At 61.5% G+C, this 19,078-nt stretch carries 19 protein-coding genes; 10 read left to right on the top strand and 9 right to left on the bottom strand.

What is annotated here, in order from left to right; translation table 11 throughout:
* Nucleotides 1-158 precede the first annotated feature (158 nt).
* Entirely contained in the window at nt 159-962 is an 804-nt protein-coding gene (locus AAC126_RS17175) for a hypothetical protein (protein ID WP_339855556.1), read from the bottom strand.
* A gap of 4 nt (nt 963-966) precedes the next feature.
* Entirely contained in the window at nt 967-1,923 is a 957-nt protein-coding gene (speB, locus tag AAC126_RS17170; RefSeq protein WP_339855553.1) for an agmatinase, read from the bottom strand.
* A gap of 121 nt (nt 1,924-2,044) precedes the next feature.
* Between speB and AAC126_RS17165 the strand changes: the two genes are divergently transcribed.
* A complete protein-coding gene (locus AAC126_RS17165; RefSeq protein ID WP_339855550.1) occupies nt 2,045-3,163 on the top strand; it encodes a serine hydrolase in 1,119 nt (372 codons plus the stop codon).
* Between the two features lie 97 nt (nt 3,164-3,260).
* A complete protein-coding gene (locus AAC126_RS17160) occupies nt 3,261-4,736 on the top strand; it encodes an ATP-binding protein (protein WP_339855547.1) in 1,476 nt (491 codons plus the stop codon).
* Nucleotides 4,737-4,743: 7 nt separating this feature from the next.
* Here the strand turns inward: AAC126_RS17160 and AAC126_RS17155 are convergent, their stop codons facing one another.
* Nucleotides 4,744-6,147 (bottom strand): FAD-linked oxidase C-terminal domain-containing protein, encoded by a 1,404-nt coding sequence (locus AAC126_RS17155; protein WP_339855544.1) that lies wholly within the window; start codon nt 6,145-6,147, stop codon nt 4,744-4,746.
* Nucleotides 6,148-6,323: 176 nt separating this feature from the next.
* Between AAC126_RS17155 and AAC126_RS17150 the strand changes: the two genes are divergently transcribed.
* The 5 genes from AAC126_RS17150 to AAC126_RS17130 all read left to right on the top strand — a co-directional run bounded on the left by AAC126_RS17150 (nt 6,324) and on the right by AAC126_RS17130 (nt 11,947).
* Entirely contained in the window at nt 6,324-7,058 is a 735-nt protein-coding gene (locus AAC126_RS17150) for a TerB family tellurite resistance protein (protein ID WP_339855542.1), read from the top strand.
* A gap of 2 nt (nt 7,059-7,060) precedes the next feature.
* On the top strand, nt 7,061-8,920 hold the full coding sequence (locus AAC126_RS17145; RefSeq protein WP_339855539.1) for an ATP-binding cassette domain-containing protein: 1,860 nt from the start codon (nt 7,061-7,063) through the stop codon (nt 8,918-8,920).
* Complete coding sequence (locus tag AAC126_RS17140) at nt 8,917-9,798, top strand: EamA family transporter (protein WP_339855536.1); 882 nt, start codon at nt 8,917-8,919, stop codon at nt 9,796-9,798. The genes AAC126_RS17145 and AAC126_RS17140 overlap by 4 nt, the downstream gene beginning before the upstream one ends.
* Before the next feature lie 7 nt (nt 9,799-9,805).
* Nucleotides 9,806-10,528, top strand: coding sequence for an N-acetylmuramoyl-L-alanine amidase (locus tag AAC126_RS17135; RefSeq protein ID WP_339855533.1), 723 nt, complete (start codon nt 9,806-9,808; stop codon nt 10,526-10,528).
* Nucleotides 10,529-10,705: 177 nt separating this feature from the next.
* Nucleotides 10,706-11,947, top strand: coding sequence for a type III PLP-dependent enzyme (locus AAC126_RS17130; protein WP_339855531.1), 1,242 nt, complete (start codon nt 10,706-10,708; stop codon nt 11,945-11,947).
* A gap of 60 nt (nt 11,948-12,007) precedes the next feature.
* Here the strand turns inward: AAC126_RS17130 and AAC126_RS17125 are convergent, their stop codons facing one another.
* Together AAC126_RS17125 and AAC126_RS17120 are read right to left on the bottom strand one after the other, a co-directional pair.
* A complete protein-coding gene (locus tag AAC126_RS17125; RefSeq protein ID WP_339855529.1) occupies nt 12,008-12,760 on the bottom strand; it encodes a thioesterase family protein in 753 nt (250 codons plus the stop codon).
* Between the two features lie 84 nt (nt 12,761-12,844).
* The gene (locus tag AAC126_RS17120) at nt 12,845-13,750 is read right to left on the bottom strand and encodes a branched-chain amino acid aminotransferase (RefSeq protein WP_339855527.1); all 906 of its coding nucleotides are present in this window, start codon (nt 13,748-13,750) and stop codon (nt 12,845-12,847) included.
* Nucleotides 13,751-13,874: 124 nt separating this feature from the next.
* Between AAC126_RS17120 and AAC126_RS17115 the strand changes: the two genes are divergently transcribed.
* The 3 genes from AAC126_RS17115 (at nt 13,875) to AAC126_RS17105 (ending at nt 16,571) form a co-directional block, all read left to right on the top strand.
* The gene (locus AAC126_RS17115) at nt 13,875-14,393 is read left to right on the top strand and encodes a MarR family transcriptional regulator (RefSeq protein ID WP_339855525.1); all 519 of its coding nucleotides are present in this window, start codon (nt 13,875-13,877) and stop codon (nt 14,391-14,393) included.
* 8 nt (nt 14,394-14,401) lie between these two features.
* Nucleotides 14,402-15,109: a response regulator transcription factor gene (locus tag AAC126_RS17110; protein WP_339855523.1), complete on the top strand. Its 708-nt coding sequence runs from the start codon at nt 14,402-14,404 to the stop codon at nt 15,107-15,109.
* Between the two features lie 103 nt (nt 15,110-15,212).
* On the top strand, nt 15,213-16,571 hold the full coding sequence (locus AAC126_RS17105) for an ATP-binding protein (protein WP_339855520.1): 1,359 nt from the start codon (nt 15,213-15,215) through the stop codon (nt 16,569-16,571).
* On the opposite strand, the gene AAC126_RS17100 is transcribed toward AAC126_RS17105, so the two are convergent.
* From AAC126_RS17100 to proC, 4 genes are all read right to left on the bottom strand, one after another.
* On the bottom strand, nt 16,568-16,903 hold the full coding sequence (locus AAC126_RS17100; RefSeq protein ID WP_339855517.1) for a tRNA-binding protein: 336 nt from the start codon (nt 16,901-16,903) through the stop codon (nt 16,568-16,570). The genes AAC126_RS17105 and AAC126_RS17100 overlap by 4 nt on opposite strands.
* Nucleotides 16,904-17,038: 135 nt before the next feature.
* Nucleotides 17,039-17,464, bottom strand: a complete 426-nt coding sequence (locus tag AAC126_RS17095) for a phasin family protein (protein WP_339855514.1) — start codon at nt 17,462-17,464, stop codon at nt 17,039-17,041.
* A gap of 164 nt (nt 17,465-17,628) precedes the next feature.
* The gene (locus AAC126_RS17090) at nt 17,629-18,243 is read right to left on the bottom strand and encodes a TetR/AcrR family transcriptional regulator (RefSeq protein WP_339855511.1); all 615 of its coding nucleotides are present in this window, start codon (nt 18,241-18,243) and stop codon (nt 17,629-17,631) included.
* Between the two features lie 65 nt (nt 18,244-18,308).
* A partial coding sequence (gene proC / locus AAC126_RS17085; protein WP_339855508.1) for a pyrroline-5-carboxylate reductase occupies nt 18,309-19,078 on the bottom strand: 770 nt, incomplete at its 5' end.

Below are 19,078 nucleotides of genomic sequence, written 5' to 3'. Positions count from 1 at the left end.
TCGGTCCTGAGACCAGATGCGCTGCCACCGAAATCCAAAATCGGCACTGGACTTATCCAATATGATGAATATTATTTCATTTATTCGTTTTTTGCGTGTTTATATTTGTCGATTTTTCCATTACCGGCAATAGCTTATCCTGCGCAGAACAAGCCGCGTCAGGGCGCTGGAGCGATCACAGTCAGATGGGTGCCGGCTCCATGATCGACGATCCGGGCTCCCGATAACCCGGCTCCCTTGACGATCTTTCCCAAACGCTCACGGAACCCTGTTTCGGATGCCGGACTGCTATAGCGGAAGCCGATACCACCGCCCGCTTCCGGCAGCTCGATGACAACAGGCGTCAACGGCCCGCTCCCCTCGACCGTGAGGATATCGGCAAGCGTGAAAACCGCTTCCGGGGCAATTCCGTCGAAAGCGATCTCGAACGCCGTAGTTTCTACCTGCGAAGAGCCCTCCGGCGGAAGTCCCGCCGCTGCGATCGTATAGGGAAGAATGTGAAGCACGCCCTTTTGCCCATGAGCGACCGCCATTAACTGCCGGAAAAAAACAGCCGCGGAGACGGGAGCCGTTTCTGCAAGCACGGCTGGGAGATCCTCGGCCAGCAGAACGAAAATCGCCTCCCGGTCCTGCCGCAGCCCGGTTCGCGCGGCGACAAACAGTCCGGGCGTACCGCCGATCCGGATAAGATGCTCCTCACCCGCCGGGATCTGCAGCACAGGCCCGTCCCCGGCCTGCGCCATCCGGCCGGTAAAGTGGATGGGCTGGACCATTCCATCCGCCGTCCGGGCGTAAAACGCCGCGCTGCGCGGGTGCGGAGACGCGGCAATATGGACACGCGGCACGGCCCCGCCGCGCAGGGCCGCCACATCAAGCCGCACCTCCGGTTCTGCCGCGCCGACATCCAGCGGCGCGACAAGGAAGAAGGAGAAAATCACGCCCGCAAGCAGGAGCGCGCGCACCGGATCAGCTCTTGCGCGCCGCAACAGCTTCGGCCAGGACGCAGAGGATCTCGAACATGATCGTAGCGCCCGTCAAAGCCGTGATCCCGCTCGGATCGAAAGGCGGCGACACCTCGACCACGTCCGCACCGATCAGGTTCGCCCCGCTCATCCCGCGCACAAGCAATTGCGCTTCCAGAGCCGTGAAACCGCCGATCTCCGGCGTGCCCGTACCCGGCGCATAGGCCGGGTCGATGCCATCGATATCGAAGGTGAAATAGGTCGGCCCATCGCCGATCACCCGGCGCGCCTCTGCGATGACGGCATCCAGCCCCATCTCATGCGCTTCATGGATCTGGATCACGCGCATGCCGTGCTCGTAACTGAAGGCCCATTGATCCCGTGAATTGATGCCGCCGCGAATACCGATCTGCACGCAGCGCTTGGGATCAAGCAGCCCCTCGTCCACCGCCCGTGAAAATGGCGCTCCATGATGAAAACGGGAACCGAGATAATCGTCCCCGGTATCGCAATGGGCATCGATCTGGATCAGCCCGACAGGCCGCTCGCGCGCCAGTTCCCGAAGGATCGGCAGGGAGATGGAATGGTCCCCGCCAACACTGAGCGGAATGGCCCCGGTCGCGGCCAGCGTCTTGTAATAATCCTCGATCTCCTGATGCGCGCCTTCAAGCTGAAAGGGCCGCTCGACCACCGCGTCCCCCACATCGCCAATCATGCACAGCTCATAGGGACAGACGCCCGTCGCCTGATTGATCGTGCGCATCAGACTGCTTTGATTGCGCACCTCGCGCGGGCCGTGCCGGGCACCGGGACGGTTTGTGACGCCGCCATCATAGGGAACCCCGACCAGGGCGATGTCGAGCCCGGCCGCGGTCTCGCGATATGGTGTGCGCATAAAGGTCGGAATGCCGGTATAGCGCGGCAACCCCATCGCCTTGATATCCTGTTCCGACATCGTCATCGCCAGTCTCCCAGTTGCTTTCGTTCCAGTTTGCGATTGGGCCAGAGCGGATTGCAAGTCTGGACCCTCACGGCAATTGGGCGCTACTGTCCGTCTCCCGCCGAGATATCAAGAGACCGACATGACACAATATTTTCCTGCCTCAAGCGAGTCTTGGGAACGCATCGATCCGCGCGATGCCGGCTTTGACGCCGACGGCCTGAAAGCCGCCAGCGACTTCGCCATTGCGAACGAATCCAAGATGGACCGCGATATCCGCCGCGCCCTCGACAACGATCTGTTCGGCGAGCCGGAAGGGCTGCGCGACGTTATCGGCATCACCCGGCCGCGCGCCGACCCGCATGGCATGATCCTGAAGGGCGGCCGCATCGTTCATGAATGGGGCGACACCACGCGCCCGGACATCACCTTCAGCATCGCGAAGAGCTACCTGTCGATCTGCGCCGGCCTGGCGCTGGATGACGGTCTGATCCCCAGCTTCGACCGTCCGGTCGCCGAGCTGGTCGATGATGGCGGTTTCGACGATCCGCAGAACAAGCCGATCACCTGGGCGCAGCTTTTGCAGCAGACCAGCGAGTGGCAGGGCACGCTCTGGAGCAAGCCAGACTGGATCGATCACAACCGCGATCTCGACGCCCAGGCAGGCGAAGGCACGCTCAAGGGCAAGACCCGCGACATGCAGACCCCCGGCACGTTCTGGGAATATAACGATGTCCGCGTGAACCGGCTCGCCCTCGCCCTGCTCCGGGTCTGGAAGCGGCCGCTTCCCGAAGTCATCAAGGAACGGGTCATGGATCCGATCGGCGCATCCACCGACTGGGAATGGCACGGTTACGAGAATTCCTGGGTCGATATAGACGGCAAGAAAATCCAGTCGGTCTCCGGCGGCTCGCACTGGGGCGGCGGCATGTTCATCAGCTCCCGCGACCAGGCCCGGACCGGCCTGCTCATGGCCCGTGGCGGCGCCTGGAACGGCAAGCAGCTGATCTCCGGGAACTATATTGGCCAGGCGACCACCCCCTGCCCGATCAATGCGGATTACGGCTATCTCTGGTGGCTCAACGGCGCCGGCGGCTCCGCGCCTTCCGCGCCACGCACCAGCTATTTCGCCAAGGGCAAGGGCTCGAATGTCATCTGGGTCGATCCGGAACTCGACATGGTCGCCGTGGTCCGCTGGATCGAACGCGACGCGTTTGACGGATTCTGCGGCGCCGTGATGAAGGCTGTCCGGGGCTCGTAAGAATTTATTAATCTAAACTGGAGATTGTTGTGCATTCGGTTGGATGTCCAACTGAACCGACGGAATTCCACGAATACGGATGCCGGGGGTTCGAGGAATGCGGGTCACTATTTTCCATTACGCAATTCTGATTCTGGGGTTGCTCGCGATTGCGGTGCCGGACGGCGCCGCAATCAGCGCGTCTTCCCTCACGAACCAGCACAGTCTGCCCGGCGCCGCCACCCTGGCGGCAGCTACAGGTGCTCCTGCCTCGGAGTCGTCCCTGTTTTACGGGGTGAGCCCGGCACTGATCTGGGGCGGGATAGCATTCATCCTGTTCCAGAGCGTGCTGATCACCTTGCTGGTCTTCAATCACATAAAACGCCGCAAGGCCCGCGAGGCCCTCATGCAAAGTGAGAGGCGGTTCCGGGATATTACCTCGATCTCGTCAGACTGGTTCTGGGAACTCGATGAAAACCACAGGCTGACCGATCTGTCCGACCGGTACGAAAAAGTGACCCGGCAGGCCGTGTCATCCCAGCTCGGCACGACATATTTGCGGTTCGAAAAACTGAGCTGGAACGACGACCGGAGAGACGCGTGGAAAGAACATCGCGAGGCCATCAAGGCCCGCCGCTCTTTCCGTAATTTCGAATATGCCGCCCCCGGTGCGGATGGAGAACGATGCTACCGGCGCATCAGCGGCACGCCGGTTTTCGAGAATGATGTCTTCAAGGGCTATCGGGGAACAGGCACCGACATCACAGAGGAGTTCGAGCGCCGGAACCAGTTGCTGCACATGATCTATGAGGCGGATCTGGCGAACCGGGCCAAGAGCGCGTTCCTCGCGAATATGAGCCATGAGCTGCGGACCCCGCTCAACGCGATCATCGGATTTTCGGAAATCATCACCGGACAATTGTTCGGCGAACTGAAGAATGCGCGTTATCTCGATTACGCCAAGGACATCAACGATACCGGCAAGCATCTCCTGACTGTCCTGAACGATCTGCTCGACGTTTCCCGGATCGAAGCCGGTTTCCTGACGCTGGACGAAAACGTCATCGACCTGCGGCGGATGATGCGGTCATGCGCCCGAATGCTGGACGAGAAAATCTCCGACGCGAAACTCAGCCTGACGCTGCACACTCCGCCGGAACTGCCGGCCCTCCTTGGCGATGAAACACGCCTTCGTCAGGTTGTGATCAACCTGCTGACAAATGCCGTGAAATTCACCCCGCCCGGTGGAACGATCACGGCAAGCGCCGCGATTGTCGACAGCGGCGGGCTTGAGATCACGGTCGAGGATACCGGCGTCGGCATCTCCAAGGCGGACATTGAGCGTGTCATGGAGCCGTTCCAGCAGGCCGAACAGGACTTGTCCCGACGTTATGGCGGCGTCGGCCTCGGCCTGTCCCTCGCCCGGACCCTGACCGAACTGCATGACGGAACGATCAAGCTGGAAAGCGAACCCGGCGTCGGAACGCTGGTTCGCATCCACCTGCCGGCCAACCGCGTGCGTGCCTATCCGGTCCAGGACCTTGAACAAAAGCCCCTGGACCAGATCAAGCCTCTCAACCGCGTTTCCGGCTAAAGTCCCTTCAGATCTCGACGATCTTGCCCGGATTCATGATGTTGTTCGGATCAAGCGCCCGCTTGATCGAGCGCATCATCTCCAGCGCCGGGCCATGCTCTTCCTCAAGATAATGCATCTTGCCGTAGCCGACCCCGTGCTCGCCGGTGCAGGTGCCGTCCATTTCGAGCGCCCGATAGACCATCCGCTGGCTGTGCGCCTTGGCCCGGGCCATCTCTTCGGGATCGTCGGGATCGATCACATAAACAAGATGGAAGTTACCATCACCGACATGACCGACCAGCGGGGCGCAGAGTCCGGACTCAACAATATCCTTCTTCGTCTCCCGAATGCATTCCGCCAACCGCGAGACAGGAACGCAGACATCCGTCGGCCAGCCCTGTGAGCCGGGGCGCAGTGCAAGCCCCGCATAAAAGGCATCGTGACGCGCCTGCCAGAGAACGTTCCTGTCCTCGGTCCGGGTCGCCCATTCGAAGGAGCTGCCGCCGAAATCCGCAGTGATCGCCTCAACCGTCTCGGCCTGTTCCTTCACCCCGGCTTCGCTGCCGTGGAATTCGAAGAAGATCGTCGGCTTGGCCTCGTATCCCTTAAGCTTCGAATAATCGATGCAGGCGCCCATCTGGACGTCATCCAGCAACTCCATCCGGGCAACGGGAACACCGGCATGGATTGTTGTGATGACCGAATCGACCGCACCTTCGAGTGTCTCGAACTGGCAGACCGCCGACGAGATCGCTTCCGGGATACCGTACACCTTCAGAGTGATCTCGGTGATGATGCCGAGCGTGCCTTCGGAGCCGACGAAAAGACGTGTGAGGTCATATCCGGCGGACGACTTCCGGGCCCGGCGCGATGTCCGGATGATTTCTCCGCTCGGCGTGACGACGCGCAGCGACAGCACATTCTCCCGCATGGTGCCGTAGCGCACCGCATTGGTGCCGGAGGCGCGGGTTGCGGTCATGCCCCCGATCGAGGCATCGGCGCCCGGATCGATCGGAAAGAACAGGCCGGTATCGCGCAGATGCTCGTTCAGCTGCTTGCGGGTCACGCCCGGCTGCACCGTGACATCCAGATCTTCGGCATGAACCGCGAGTACCCGGTTCATCAATGAGGTATCGATGGAAACACCGCCCCTGAGCGCGGCGACATGGCCTTCAAGTGAGGTGCCGGTGCCGAACGGGATGACCGGAAATTTCAGCCTGTTGCACACGATGACGGCGCGGGCGATCTCCTCTTCGCTTTCGGCGAAGACGACAGCGTCCGGAGCCATCGGCGCATGATAGCTCTCGTCCTTGCCATGCTGGTGACGCACGGCGGCGGCGGTGGTGAAACGGTCCCCGAATATCTGCTTCAGAGCATCGAGCGCTGCGTCACGAGTGGCGGCATCGACGGGTTTCGCCTCTACATCCATTTGGGGATCTCCGTTTAAAAAAGGTGGGCCGGTCAAACTACTCCCGGTCATCACCACCAGCAAGGGGCCCCGCAGTTATCCCTGCGGCCACACGCCCTGTTGACGGCAGCCCCGGCAGCCGACATGTTCCGTCAAGATTCTACAAATGTTCCACTATGCGCGGCAGTGCTTGAAACGTGAGTATCTGGGGTAAAATCATCGGCGGCGCTGCCGGCCTCGCTCTTGGCGGGCCGATCGGCGCACTGCTCGGCGCGACCGCAGGCCACGCCGTGGACCGGTTCGCCAGTTCCGATACACCGAAGGATGAGGAAGCGGCGACCAAGAAAATCGCCTTCACCATCGGGGTCGTTGTGCTCAGCGCCAAGATGGCGAAGGCCGATGGCGTGGTCACGCGTGACGAGATCGCCGCCTTCCGGGAAGTCTTTCGCATTCCCCCCGAAGAGGTTCGCAATGTCGGACGGGTCTGGGATCTGGCCCGGCGCGATGTCGAGGGATTCGAGATCTACGCACAGCAGATTGCCCGGCTGTTCAACCCGGGTTCTCCCATCCTTGAAGAGCTGTTGCTGAGCCTTTTCCATATTGCCAAGGCGGACGGTGTCATTCACCAGAACGAGATCGCCTATCTGGAACGCGTCGCCGAGATCTTCGGGTTTGACGCGCTGGCCTTCCAGCGCATGCGTGCTGTCTCCGGCGACAAGGATGCGGAAGATCCCTACAGCGTGCTGGGCATCGCCCATGACGCCGACGACGCCGAAGTCAAAAAGATCTATCGCACCCTGATCCGCGAGCATCATCCGGACCGGCTGATCGCCGAAGGTCTGCCGGAGGAATTCGTTGCCGCCGCCACGGCGAAAATGGCCGCGATCAACGCCGCCTATGACCGTATCGCCAAACAACGCGGTATGAACTGAGCATGGCCCGAGCCTCTTCCGCCCCGCCGATCGTCGCCCTTCGCAACGCCCGGCTCACCCTCAGTGAACGCATTCTGTTCGACGATGTAGACGTGACTGTCGCCAAGGGCGAACGGATCTGTCTCGTCGGCCGGAACGGTTCCGGCAAGTCGACGCTGCTGAAATGCCTCGCGGGGCAAGTGGATCTCGACGGGGGCGAGCGGTTCGTGCAGCCCGGCGCCAAGGTCGCCTACCTGCCACAGGACCCGCCACTGCCGAAAGGCATCACCATCCGCGAGCATGTGCGGAGCGGCCTGTCGGTTCACCCGGGCGAGCATCCGGCGGAATATCTGGTCGATTCCATGCTGCTGCATCTTGCCCTCGACGGGGACCGGCTGACCGATGCCCTGTCGGGCGGCGAATCCCGTCGCGTGGCCCTGGCGCGGGCAATGGTGTCCGAGCCCGATGTGCTGCTACTGGACGAGCCGACAAACCATCTCGACCTGCCGACCATCGAATGGCTGGAAGAGGAACTGGAAGCCTTCAAGGGCGGCATCCTGCTGATCAGCCATGACAGGACCTTCCTCAGCAGATTGTCGAACCGGACCTACTGGATCGACCGTGGTGAAGTGCGCCGCAATTCCGAAGGCTTCTCCGTCTTTCCCGACTGGGCGGACAAGGTGCTGGCGGACGAGGAAGCGACCCGGCGCCGGGTCGACAAACAGATCGCCGAGGAAACCCGCTGGCTGCGCGAGGGGCTGACCGCCCGGCGCAAACGCAATATGGGCCGGGTGCGCAGCCTCCTCGGCATGCGCCGCGAACGCGCCGAGCGGATGAAGCGTACCGGTCTGGTCAATCTCAGCGTCGGCGACGCCGAGTCCGGCGGCCAGCTCGTCATTGAAGCGAACCACATCTCGAAGGCCTATCCGCAGCCAGACGGCGGCGAAAAGGTTCTGGCGACGGACTTCTCCACCATCATCAAGCGCGGCGACCGGATCGGTCTCGTTGGCGCCAACGGCGCGGGCAAGACCACGCTGCTGAAAATGCTGATCGATCAGGAGAAGCCGGACAAGGGCCGCGTCCGCATCGGCTTCGGTGTAGAGACCGTCTATTTCGACCAGTACCGGGAAACGCTGGACGGCGACGCAACGCTCTGGTCAACACTCTGCCCCGGTGGCGGCGATACCGTGTTCGTGCACGGCAAGCCGAAGCATGTCGTCTCCTACCTCCGTGACTTCCTGTTCGAGGAGCGTCAGGCACGCGCGCAGGTGAAGAACCTCTCCGGCGGGGAGCGCAACCGGTTGCTGCTGGCAAAGCTGTTCGCCGGGCCGCACAATTTGCTGGTGCTCGACGAGCCGACCAACGATCTCGATATCGAAACCCTCGACCTGCTGCAGGAAGTGCTCGGCGAATATGACGGCACGATCATCCTGGTCAGCCATGACCGCGACTTTCTCGACCGGGTGGTGACCTCCATCATCGCCGTCGAGGGCGATGGCAAGATCGAGGAGTTCGTCGGCGGCTTCAGCGACTACGCGGCCTTCCGGAAAGCGGAAGCCGAAGAGGCGGCCGAGCCGAGGAAGCGGGAGACCAAACCGGCGGCGCCGGCATCGGAAAAACCGTCCCAGCCGCGCGCCAAGCTCAGCTACAAGGATCAGCGTGCGCTCGACACCCTTCCGGACACGATCGACAAACTCGGAACGGAAATCGAAGCGCTCGGGAACGAGCTTGCCAACCCCGACCTATTCACCGGCGATCCAAAACGGTTCAAGGCCGCCAGCGCACGGCTTGAGGCGGCCCAGGCCGAACTTGAGGACGCGGAAAATCGCTGGCTTGAACTCGAGGAGCTGCGCGAGACCATAGAGAAAGCCCGCGCTTCATGAAGCCAAAGGACATTCTGCTCGGCGTCATCGTCATGGTCGTCTGGGGCATGAATTTCGCCTTCGGCAAGATAGCCATGGCCGAGTTCTCACCAATGATGCTTATCGGGCTGCGGTACTTGCTAACCGCCATCCTGCTGCTGCCTTTCCTGAGATGGCGGGGCATCAAGTTCCTGCATATCTTCGGCCTCTCGGTCACCCTCGGGGTGCTGCACTTCGCCTTCATGTTCACCGGCCTCAAGGGCACAGACGCCTCGCTCGCCGCCATCGCGGCGCAGATCCAGGTGCCGTTTGCCGTCATTCTTGCTGTCATTTTCTTCCGCGAGCGTCCGAACCGGCGGCAGATCCTCGGCATCGCCATTGCCTTCGCCGGCGTCGCCATGCTGGCAGGCGCTCCGAAAACCTCCAGCAGCCTGTTCAATCTCGGCCTCGTCATCATCGCCGCGCTGCTCTGGGGCCTTGCCCATATTCAGGTGAAATGGATGGGGGCCGTGAACCCGTTCGTGCTGAATGCCTGGATGTCGGTACTGGCCGCGCCCATGATGCTCGGCTCCTCGCTGATGCTCGAGGACGGTCAATGGGAATCAATTCAGACCGCCGGTGCCGCCGGTTGGGGCGGCGTGATCTATATGGCCGTGGGCGTTACCATCTTCGGCTATGGTATCTGGTACAAGATCCTGCAGAAATACGACGTGTCCCAGACCATGCCGCTGACCATCCTGGCACCGCTTGTCGGTGCCGCCTCCGGCATTGTCTTCCTTGGTGAGCATATGGACGCCTTCCAGCTTTCCGGAGCAGCCCTTACCATCATCGGGGTTGGCGCCGTGACCATCGGTCGGACGGGACCCGCACCGAAGATAGAAACGGAAGCCAGGGGATAAGCGCGCAATGGAGGGAATGGACGACATCATCGAACGCCCTTCCCCGAACCATGACGCACGGCCGGACGGGACCGTTATCGACATTCTGCTGCTGCATTATACCGGCATGCAGTCCGCCGAAGCCGCCCTCGACCGGCTGACCGATCCGGATGCCAAGGTCAGCGCCCATTATCTGATCGACGAGGACGGCCGCTGCTACCGGATGGTCGACGAGAACCGGCGGGCCTGGCATGCCGGTGTCGCCTCCTGGCAGGGCGCGACGGATATCAATGCCCGCTCTATCGGTATCGAGCTGGCCAATCCGGGGCACCAGTTCGGCTACCGGCCCTTCCCGGACCGGCAGATGGAATGCCTTACGCATCTGTCACAAGCCATCCTTGAACGTCATCCCATTTCGCCGGCGCGCGTTCTCGCCCATTCCGATGTCGCCCCGGACCGTAAGGAAGACCCGGGAGAGTTGTTCGACTGGGAGAGCCTGGCCCGCAACGGCATTGGCCTCTGGCCCGCCTCTCTCCCCACAGCACGTGACACGATGGTCTTTTCGGAGGCAATGCAGCTGCTTTCGGAAATCGGATATGCCGCGCCGGAAACGGCCCTGATGAGCCAGTCCGCGCGCAGTGTCTTGCTGGCCTTTCAGCGCCGCTGGATACCACACGATCTGACGGGCGCCCTGACACCGAAAACCGCTGCACGCATTCGCGATATCCATGCAAAGGCATTTCGCGTCTGAGCGCACTTTTTGCGCTCCTTTTCCGCTTGCATAAATCCGGGAACACGTTCATATCCGGCTGACGACGCGCGCACGTGCCACTGGCCCAGGCGAGACAGCCCAGCAGGTTAAGCAACGACGAGGCGTCCTTTTTGAAACTCAGGTCCCGAGGGGGCCGGTTCCGAGAGGGAAGCACCGATGCTTGAGCCGAAACGCGGCGTCTTCGCCGCTGTTCCGTATTCCAACAACCAAAACACCGCCGTTCAGCTTGTTGAGCTAGAGCAGGAGCCCGTAGCGCGCGCAGTCTCTGCCGTGTCCGCGCGTCTGGCAGATTATTTTGCGAATGAAGTGATCGATGGCCCGCAGCTGGCGATCGATCTGGAGCTGGTGGAAGCCCGCTACAACATTCTCGCCACCGGTTTTCGCGGTGCCGATATCTTCTATGCCATCAAAGCCAATCCGTCGGTCGAGATTCTGGACCGGGTGGCCGCGCTCGGCGGGTATTTCGATTGCGCCAGCATGGGCGAGATCGACCTGGTGCTGAGCCGGGGTGTCAGCCCGAGCCGGATCAGCTTCGGCAACACCATCAAGAAAGAAAGCGCGATCCGCAAAGCCTTCGATTGCGGTGTCCGGCTGTTCTCCTTCGACAGCGCGGGCGAGCTTGAGAAGCTGGCCCGCTCCGCCCCCGGCGCCTCCGTTTTCTGCCGCATCCTGGCGGAGAACGACAGCGCCGACTGGCCGCTGTCCCACAAATTCGGCTGCTGCGTGAAAATGGCCGGTGACCTGCTGATCGAAGCGGATCGTCTCGGCCTCGATGCCTATGGCGTTTCCTTCCATGTCGGCTCCCAGCAGAAAAACCCGCGCGCCTGGCGCGAGGCCCTCGCCGATGTCGCCAGGCTGATGCAGCGGCTCGACCGCTCCGGCCTCAGCCTGCGCATGATCAATCTCGGCGGCGGCATGCCGGGGACCTACGACAATGGCGAGACGGACCTGCTGGAATATGGCGCGGTCGTCATGGCGGCGGTGCGCGAGCAGTTCGGCGACCGGGCACTCGACCTGATCATCGAGCCGGGCCGCGGTCTGGTTGCCGATGCCGGCATCATTCAGGCGGAAGTCGTGCTGGTGTCCAAAAAGGACGACAGCGGCGCACCGCGCTGGGTCTATCTCGATATCGGCAAGTTCAACGGCCTGGCCGAAACCATGGATGAAGCCATCCGCTACCGGATCGAGACCATTCGCACCGGAGACGCCGTGCCCGCCGTTCTGGCCGGGCCGACCTGCGACAGTGTTGATGTCATGTATGAGAAAAATCCGTACCCGCTGCCGCTTGACCTGAAAGTCGGCGACAAGGTCTGGATCTTCGGCACCGGCGCCTACACGACGACCTATTCCTCGGTCGCCTTCAACGGCCTGCCGCCACTCGCCAGCGTCTGTATCTGAGATTAAGACGTCATCCCTGCGGATGCAGGGGTGACGGAGACCTGAAAAGCGCGAAAGCGCTTACTTCATCACCGCGAGCACAACCGGCTGCGTTGCCCGGCCGAGATACCCCGCCTCGTCATAGAGGTCGCTCGCGGTGATACCGAGGCCGCTGGCATTCCAGAACGGTTGCGAGTCCACTCCCAGCCAGGCGCCTGCAGGTGGGCGGTGCAGGTGAATGCTGATCTCCGGATTCGGAAAGACCACCTTTTCTCCATCCACCCAGTCAGGGCGGGAAAGGCCTGTCGCCCAGTCCGCCAATGACAGAACGCGGGTCAACGGCCCCATGCCGTCCACCACCGGGTTGATGTGCCGCATCCAGATCCGGCCACCCTCTTCCCGGCGCATCTCGCAGGCATCGGCGAACCAGGGCTGCCCCATCCTCCGGCCGACATGGAAACCCTTGCCGGAAACCGGAACCCGTTCGGCTGGCTCTTCCTCAACAAAAGGCAACATTTCCGGGGTCAGAAACAGGGCGCTCGCCACGGCGCAGGTCTTGCCATCGGCAACGAGTTCCGAGGAGAGCTGAAGGGAGCGGCGGCCCTGTCGTAGGGTCCGGACGGAGATCGCGACCGGCTCCATCGGTGTCGGGCGCAGCAGGGACAGGGACATCTGCAATCCCATCCCGCCACCATTTTCATGGGACGTTTTTTCCATTTCGGCGGCGAGCAATCCGCCGACGACGCCACCATGCAGCCCCGGGAAAGGTCCCTTGGCGAGCGGTCCCGGAACCCAGTGGGTGCCGTCGAATGTGCAAACGGGGGAAGCTGTCATATGTCAGCTTCCCCCGTTTATCAAAGTACTGTCCAGTGCCAGCAGGGAACGGGATCGTTCTCCCGGCGCTCGTGGACCCGTTTCTTACTCGGCCGCGACCTGCACGCTCGTCGCGTGGGCGCGCACTGCCGCGTCATAGGCATCGACCAGCTTGCGGGTGACTTCGCCCGGCGTGAACTTGTAGGTGCCGATGGAACCAACCGGGGTGACTTCCGCGGCCGTGCCGGTCAGGAAGCATTCGGTCGCCCGCGTCATCTCTTCCGGCCGGATATGCCGCTCGACAATCTCGTAGCCGAGATCGATGGCGAGCTGCTTCACCGTACGGCGGGTGATGCCGTCGAGGAAGCAGTCCGGGCTCGGCGTGTGCAAACGGCCGTCATCCATCAGGAAGAAGATGTTGGCGCCCGTGGCCTCCGCGACATAGCCGCGATAATCCAGCATCAGCGCATCGTGGAAACCGCGTGCTTCGGCATCATGCTTGGACATGGTGGCGATCATGTAGAGACCGGCGGCCTTGCTGTTCGTCGGCGCGGTGTCGGGAGCCGGACGGCGCCACTTGGCGATATCCAGATTGATCCCCTTCATCTTCGCTTCCGGATCGAAATAGGACGGCCAGACCCAGGCGGCAACGGCCAGGTGGATGGTGTTCTGCTGGGCGGACACGCCCATCATTTCACTGCCGCGCCAGGCAACCGGGCGGACATAGCCATCAACGATCCCCATGCTATCAATGACAGCCTGCTTGGCGGCCTCGATGGCATCTACATCGTAAGGGATCTTGAAGCCGAGAATTCCGGCGGAACGGTGCAGGCGTTCGGTATGCTCGCGGGACTTGAAGATCTGTCCGCTATAAACCCGTTCGCCCTCGAACACCGAACTGGCATAATGCAGTCCGTGGCTAAGTACATGCAATTTGGCGTCACGCCAGTCCAACAAGGTACCATCCATCCAGATGGCACCGTCGCGATCATCGAAAGGAAGCAGGCTCATGAGGTTTCATCCCAGCAAGCTCCAAAGCCTAACCCGTTCGAAATGTTCATGTTGACGGGCGCTTTGGTTAGATTGTTACCCAAAGTAGGGCCAAGAGCTAACATTCAAAAGGAATTAAGTCAACATGGTTGACGTAAAAAGCATGGCCAATCCGCTTTTCCTGCGGGAGGAGGAACTCAGGCAAGGCATCGAAATGCTGTTCTTTGCCTATCGGGACTTCACGGGTGAGCCGGACGCCATTCTTGCGGAGATCGATCTCGGACGGGCCCATCACCGGGTCATCTACTTCGTCGGACGTAACCCCAGAATCACCGTTACCGACCTGCTGAAGATCCTGAAGATCACAAAACAGAGCCTTTCCCGGGTTCTCAGCCAGCTCGTCAATGAGGGCTATATCGACCAGACGACGGATCAGGGAGACCGGCGCAAGAAGCTGCTGACCCTGACCGAAAAAGGCGTCCATCTTGAGCACCGGCTGACCGAGAACCAGCGCAAGCGGATCGCCCGCGCCTATCGTGCCGCGGGGGCGGAAGCCGTTCAGGGCTTCCGCGAGGTCATGCGCGGCATCATCGATCCCGGCGACCAGGAGCGCTTCGAGATCGTCACCCCCGCCATGCCGGCGCAACGCCGCAGCAAGGGATGAGCATCCGGATGGACGGCGATGATCAGCCCCATATTCTTGTCGTCGATGATGACAGCCGGCTGCGCGATCTGCTGACCCGCTTCCTCAGCGAGAACGGATTCCGCATAACCGCTGCGGGCGATGCCGCCGATGCCCGGCGCAAGCTGGCGGCGATCGATTACGATCTGATCGTCCTGGATGTCATGATGCCCGGAGAAACCGGCTTCGAGCTGACCCGCTCCATGCGCCAGACCCGTGACCTGCCGATCCTGCTGCTCACCGCCATGGGCGAGATGGAGAACCGCATAGAGGGGTTGGAGACCGGGGCAGACGACTATCTGACGAAGCCGTTCGAGCCACGCGAACTTTTATTGCGCATCCGTACGATCCTGCGCCGCACCCGCACAGCTCCGGTTATGTCGGACAAACCGTCACGCGTCACCTTCGGCCCTTATGTCTATGACAGGACAGCGGCCGAGTTGAGCAAGGAGGATCGCGTGGTGCACCTGACCGAGTCGGAAGCCGTGCTCCTTGGCTGCTTTGCCCAAACGCCGGGCCGCACGCTGAGCCGGGAAGACCTGGTCGCCCGCAACGCGGTGAACGGGCACGAGCGCACCGTCGACGTACAGATCAACCGGCTGCGCCGGAAAATCGAGAAAGACCCGAAATTCCCGCGCTTCCTGCAAACCGTGCGCGGCAAGGGCTATGTTCTGAAAGCAAATACCAGCGACGACTGAGCCACTCCCCTGACGCGCACCGCTATCGGTACGAGCCGATTTATCCTACCATATCCCCCATATAGCGGGCCTGAACGCCAACACAGAGAACGGCATCCGATTGATGGCAACCCTTGCCGAAAACGCTCCACAGACCAAACGCCGGTCCTGGCTGAAGCGCCGCATGCCGAAGACCCTGTTCGGACGGGCGCTGGCGATTTTCCTGACACCGCTGATCCTGATGCAGGCGATCTCGACCTTTGTTTTCTATGACCGGCACTGGGACACGATGGTGCGGCGGCTTGCAACCTCGCTTGCCGGGGACATCGCCCTGATCGTCACGGAAATCGAAGCGGATTCCAGCCCAGCCTCTCTGGCCCGGATCGACCGGCTTTCCCGCAATCACCTTGGCCTGATCGTCACCTACCGGTCGGGCGCCATTCTGGAAAACCGCGGCACCGTAACCATTTTTGACCCCACATTGCGGCAGATGCGCCATGCCATGACCGAGCAGGTGCGCCGCCCCTTCATGATCGACACCGAAGCGGGCGACAGGCAGATCGCCATCACCGTGCAGATTTCGGATGGCGTTCTCGAAGTGCTCGCGCATGAAAAACGTCTCTACACCTCGACCACCTACATCTTCGTCATGTGGATGCTGGGCAGTGCCCTGATCCTGTTCGCCATCGCTCTGATCTTCATGCGCAACCAGATCCGGCCGATCCGAAGGCTCGCCATCGCCGCCCGGGCCTTCGGGCTCGGACGCGAGGTCACAAACTTCAAACCGGAAGGCGCACACGAAGTCCGGCAGGCCGCTGAAGCCTTCCAGCAGATGCGGGCCCGGATCCGGCGCCAGATCAAACAGCGCACCGATATGCTGAGCGGTGTCTCGCACGATCTGCGCACACCGCTCACCCGGATGAAGCTGCAACTCGCCATGCTCGGCGAAGACAAGGCCGTCCAGGAGCTCCAGGCCGACGTGCAGGACATGGAGAGAATGGTCGAGGGCTATCTCGCCTTTGCCCGTGGAGAGGGCACGGAGGCAGCGGTAACAACGGACGTCAAAGCCCTGGTTGCCGACTTCGCCATCGGAGAACGGCGCGGCGGCATGACGCTTGAGCTGGAGATGATCGGGAAGAAGCTGCCACCGGTCGAGATGAAGCCGCAATCCCTGAAGCGGGCGCTCACCAATCTGGTCTCCAACGCGCGCCGGTACGCGAAGACCGTCCGCATCACCCTCGATGCATCCGACGTCGCCTATGAGATTTTCGTCGATGACGACGGGCCAGGCATTCCGGAAGCCGAACGCGGGCGCGTCTTCAAACCCTTCTATCGCGGCGACCCCTCACGCAATCCCGAAACGGGCGGCACCGGTCTGGGCCTGACCATTGCCCGGGATATCGTGCACAGCCATGGCGGCGAAATCGGCCTGGAAGAATCGCCGCTCGGCGGTCTGCGTGTCCGGATCAGAATGCCGGTCTAATAGAGACGGCCGCCGTTCGGGACAGGCAGCGTCGGGCTGAGCAGCACAACTTCGCCATCCTCGTCCGGAAACCCGACGACCAGACATTCGCTCATGAACTTGCCGATCTGTTTCGGCGGAAAGTTCACGACAGCAGCCACCTGTTTGCCCTTCATGCCTTCCGGCGTGTAATGCTTGGTGATCTGCGCTGATGTCTTCCGTTCGCCAATCTCCGGCCCGAAATCGATCCAGAGTTTGATCGCCGGCTTGCGCGCCTCGGGATAGGGCTGGGCATCGGTCACCGTGCCGACGCGGATTTCAACTTTTTGAAAATCGGAAAATTCGATGGTCATAAGTAGCTCCCTGTTCGGAAGCGGACCTTATGCGTTCATCCATGTGCCGTGAAGTGGGTTTTACCCGGCCCGAAAAACAAAAAGCCGCCGGAACCAGTGGCTCCGACGGCTCTTCGCACTCTCTCGGGGGAAAGCTTATTTCTTGCCGGCGAGGGACTGAACTTCTTCCAGGCTTTCGGTGATCCGCTTGTTGATCACTTCGAAAGCTTCCTGGTTCGATTTCGCGAGCATCTCGGAAATCTCACGGAGGTTCGTCACCGTGCGCTCGATCGTGGTCTTCACGGTCTCGGCCTGCTTGGCAATCCGGTCTTCCGGCGCACCCTGCGTCATCAGCTCACCGAGGGTCTTCTGGGACTCCTCGACAGCCTGCTGGAAGAGTTCGGCCTGACGTTTGCCAATAGCCTGCATACCTTCCACGGCCAGCTGGTTGGCGCTGGCGATTGCTTCAATATTCTTCTGCTGCGCATTCATCAGCGCGTCTGCATCGATGCCCGGCATTTTGAAATCCGTCATCATTTTCTGGAAATCGAGATTGATGAAGGGGTTTTCCTGCTTGGCCATTGAACGTCTCCGTAATTTTTTGACCACGTATTACGCGAACCGTTCAGGCCGGAATACGCTGGTTGTTTCCTGCGGTGCAGCGTTATGTTGCAACGCATCATCACCATTGATATCGGGGTATTTGAGGAAAATGTCAAGCCTTATGCTGCACTGCAACAAAACACTCACGCACCGGCTTTCGAATTTTCCTCCTGCCGCGTTTTTCTCCTGAAAGGCGTAGCCATCACAATCTCATCAAGCTGCCTCAACCGTTTGTCCAGTGCCGCCATGGTCGGGCCAAGATCCTCGCTCTCATCCTTCAGCCACACCTGAAGAACCGAAAGATAGAGCGCGCTCAACACCTTGCGGCGCAGAAACCCGGAGAGGCCCCTGCCTTCAAGACCGGTCTGGCGCAGGATTATTCCCATTGCGGGCTGTAGTCGGGTTGCTCCGGTCAAGGCCATGCAGGGATCCCGCCGCGCCGCGCCGATGATCGCGACATAGCCGTCGCGATGCTCCTGCATCAGCTCGAAGCGCGTCATGATTGCGTCAAAGAGTCGCTCCGGCACAGGCAGGGACGGGTCGCAAGCCTCCGGATCCGTGGCCACTTCGGCAAGTTGCTCAAACCGGTCCGCCAAGGCGTTCAATATGGCGGATTTACGGGGGTAGGCCCGGGTCAGGTCGGCAAGCGGCACTCCGGCGCCCTCGGCAACCATCTCCATGGTCAAGCCGGTCCAGCCTTTATCGCCTGCTATCTCCAGGACTTTATCGAGGATCGTCTCGCTGTCCGCCGGTGCCATGGCTCATCCATATCGTGTGTGCCTCCACGATATGGGTCTTCAAGAACGGGGAGCAAGGGAACAGCCTACCCGGCAAGCTCCCGCGACCGGTCCGCCGCCGCTTTCAGCGCTTTTTCGAAAACCGGACCAATACCGTCATCCGCCATCAGCACCTTGAGTGCTTCGGCTGTGGTCCCGCCGGGACTGGTGACGTTCTGCCGGAGCTGCGCCGCCGGCTCGGAGGATTGCCGTGCAAGCTCCCCCGCGCCGGACACCGTGGCCGATGCAAGGCGCATGGCGAGATCGGCCGGCAGGCCAAGCTTCTCGCCAGCCGCCGCCATCACCTCGATGACATAAAAGACGTAGGCGGGGCCACTGCCGGAAACCGCTGTCACCGCGTCGAGCATCCCCTCTTCCGGGACCTCCAGCGCTTCGCCGACAGCGGACAACAGGTCACCAGCCAGATTCATCTGCGCCTGACTGGCGGCCTTGTTGCCGACATAGGCCGTGATCCCGCGCCCGACCGCGGCCGGGGTATTCGGCATGGAGCGGATAATCGCCGCATCGGAGCCGAGCAGGCTTTCGAAATACTGGATGGTCTTGCCCGCCGCGATCGACAGGAAAGCAGTTTCCGGGCCGGCATAGCGGGCCAGCGGTGCCGCCGCGTCCATCATTTGTGGCTTGAGCGCCAGCATGACCATTCCCGGATGGAAATCCTCCGGAACGTCCGAGATATCCCGGACAATAGTCACACCGTCGATGCCATCAAACTGAGCCGTCGCGGCTTCAGAATGTTCGATCACGCAGATGCCATGAGCGGCGTAGCCTTTTTCAAGCCAGCCTTGAAGAAGGGCGC

Source organism: uncultured Nisaea sp. (assembly GCF_963974195.1).
Lineage (GTDB): Bacteria > Pseudomonadota > Alphaproteobacteria > Thalassobaculales > Thalassobaculaceae > Nisaea.
This window is presented reverse-complemented; position numbering and strand designations above follow the sequence as displayed.

Excerpts from the sequence above, each read along its gene's own strand:
- AAC126_RS17105 (WP_339855520.1), top strand. The coding sequence starts at position 15,213 with ATGGCAACCCTTGCCGAAAACGCTCCACAGACCAAACGCCGGTCCTGG.
- AAC126_RS17165 (WP_339855550.1), top strand. The coding sequence starts at position 2,045 with ATGACACAATATTTTCCTGCCTCAAGCGAGTCTTGGGAACGCATCGAT.
- AAC126_RS17160 (WP_339855547.1), top strand. The coding sequence starts at position 3,261 with ATGCGGGTCACTATTTTCCATTACGCAATTCTGATTCTGGGGTTGCTC.
- AAC126_RS17120 (WP_339855527.1), bottom strand. The coding sequence starts at position 13,750 with ATGAGCCTGCTTCCTTTCGATGATCGCGACGGTGCCATCTGGATGGAT.
- AAC126_RS17145 (WP_339855539.1), top strand. The coding sequence starts at position 7,061 with ATGGCCCGAGCCTCTTCCGCCCCGCCGATCGTCGCCCTTCGCAACGCC.
- AAC126_RS17140 (WP_339855536.1), top strand. The coding sequence starts at position 8,917 with ATGAAGCCAAAGGACATTCTGCTCGGCGTCATCGTCATGGTCGTCTGG.
- AAC126_RS17090 (WP_339855511.1), bottom strand. The coding sequence starts at position 18,243 with ATGGCACCGGCGGACAGCGAGACGATCCTCGATAAAGTCCTGGAGATA.
- AAC126_RS17125 (WP_339855529.1), bottom strand. The coding sequence starts at position 12,760 with ATGACAGCTTCCCCCGTTTGCACATTCGACGGCACCCACTGGGTTCCG.
- AAC126_RS17095 (WP_339855514.1), bottom strand. The coding sequence starts at position 17,464 with ATGGCCAAGCAGGAAAACCCCTTCATCAATCTCGATTTCCAGAAAATG.
- AAC126_RS17135 (WP_339855533.1), top strand. The coding sequence starts at position 9,806 with ATGGAGGGAATGGACGACATCATCGAACGCCCTTCCCCGAACCATGAC.
- speB (WP_339855553.1), bottom strand. The coding sequence starts at position 1,923 with ATGACGATGTCGGAACAGGATATCAAGGCGATGGGGTTGCCGCGCTAT.
- AAC126_RS17115 (WP_339855525.1), top strand. The coding sequence starts at position 13,875 with ATGGTTGACGTAAAAAGCATGGCCAATCCGCTTTTCCTGCGGGAGGAG.
- AAC126_RS17100 (WP_339855517.1), bottom strand. The coding sequence starts at position 16,903 with ATGACCATCGAATTTTCCGATTTTCAAAAAGTTGAAATCCGCGTCGGC.
- AAC126_RS17110 (WP_339855523.1), top strand. The coding sequence starts at position 14,402 with ATGGACGGCGATGATCAGCCCCATATTCTTGTCGTCGATGATGACAGC.
- AAC126_RS17155 (WP_339855544.1), bottom strand. The coding sequence starts at position 6,147 with ATGGATGTAGAGGCGAAACCCGTCGATGCCGCCACTCGTGACGCAGCG.
- AAC126_RS17130 (WP_339855531.1), top strand. The coding sequence starts at position 10,706 with ATGCTTGAGCCGAAACGCGGCGTCTTCGCCGCTGTTCCGTATTCCAAC.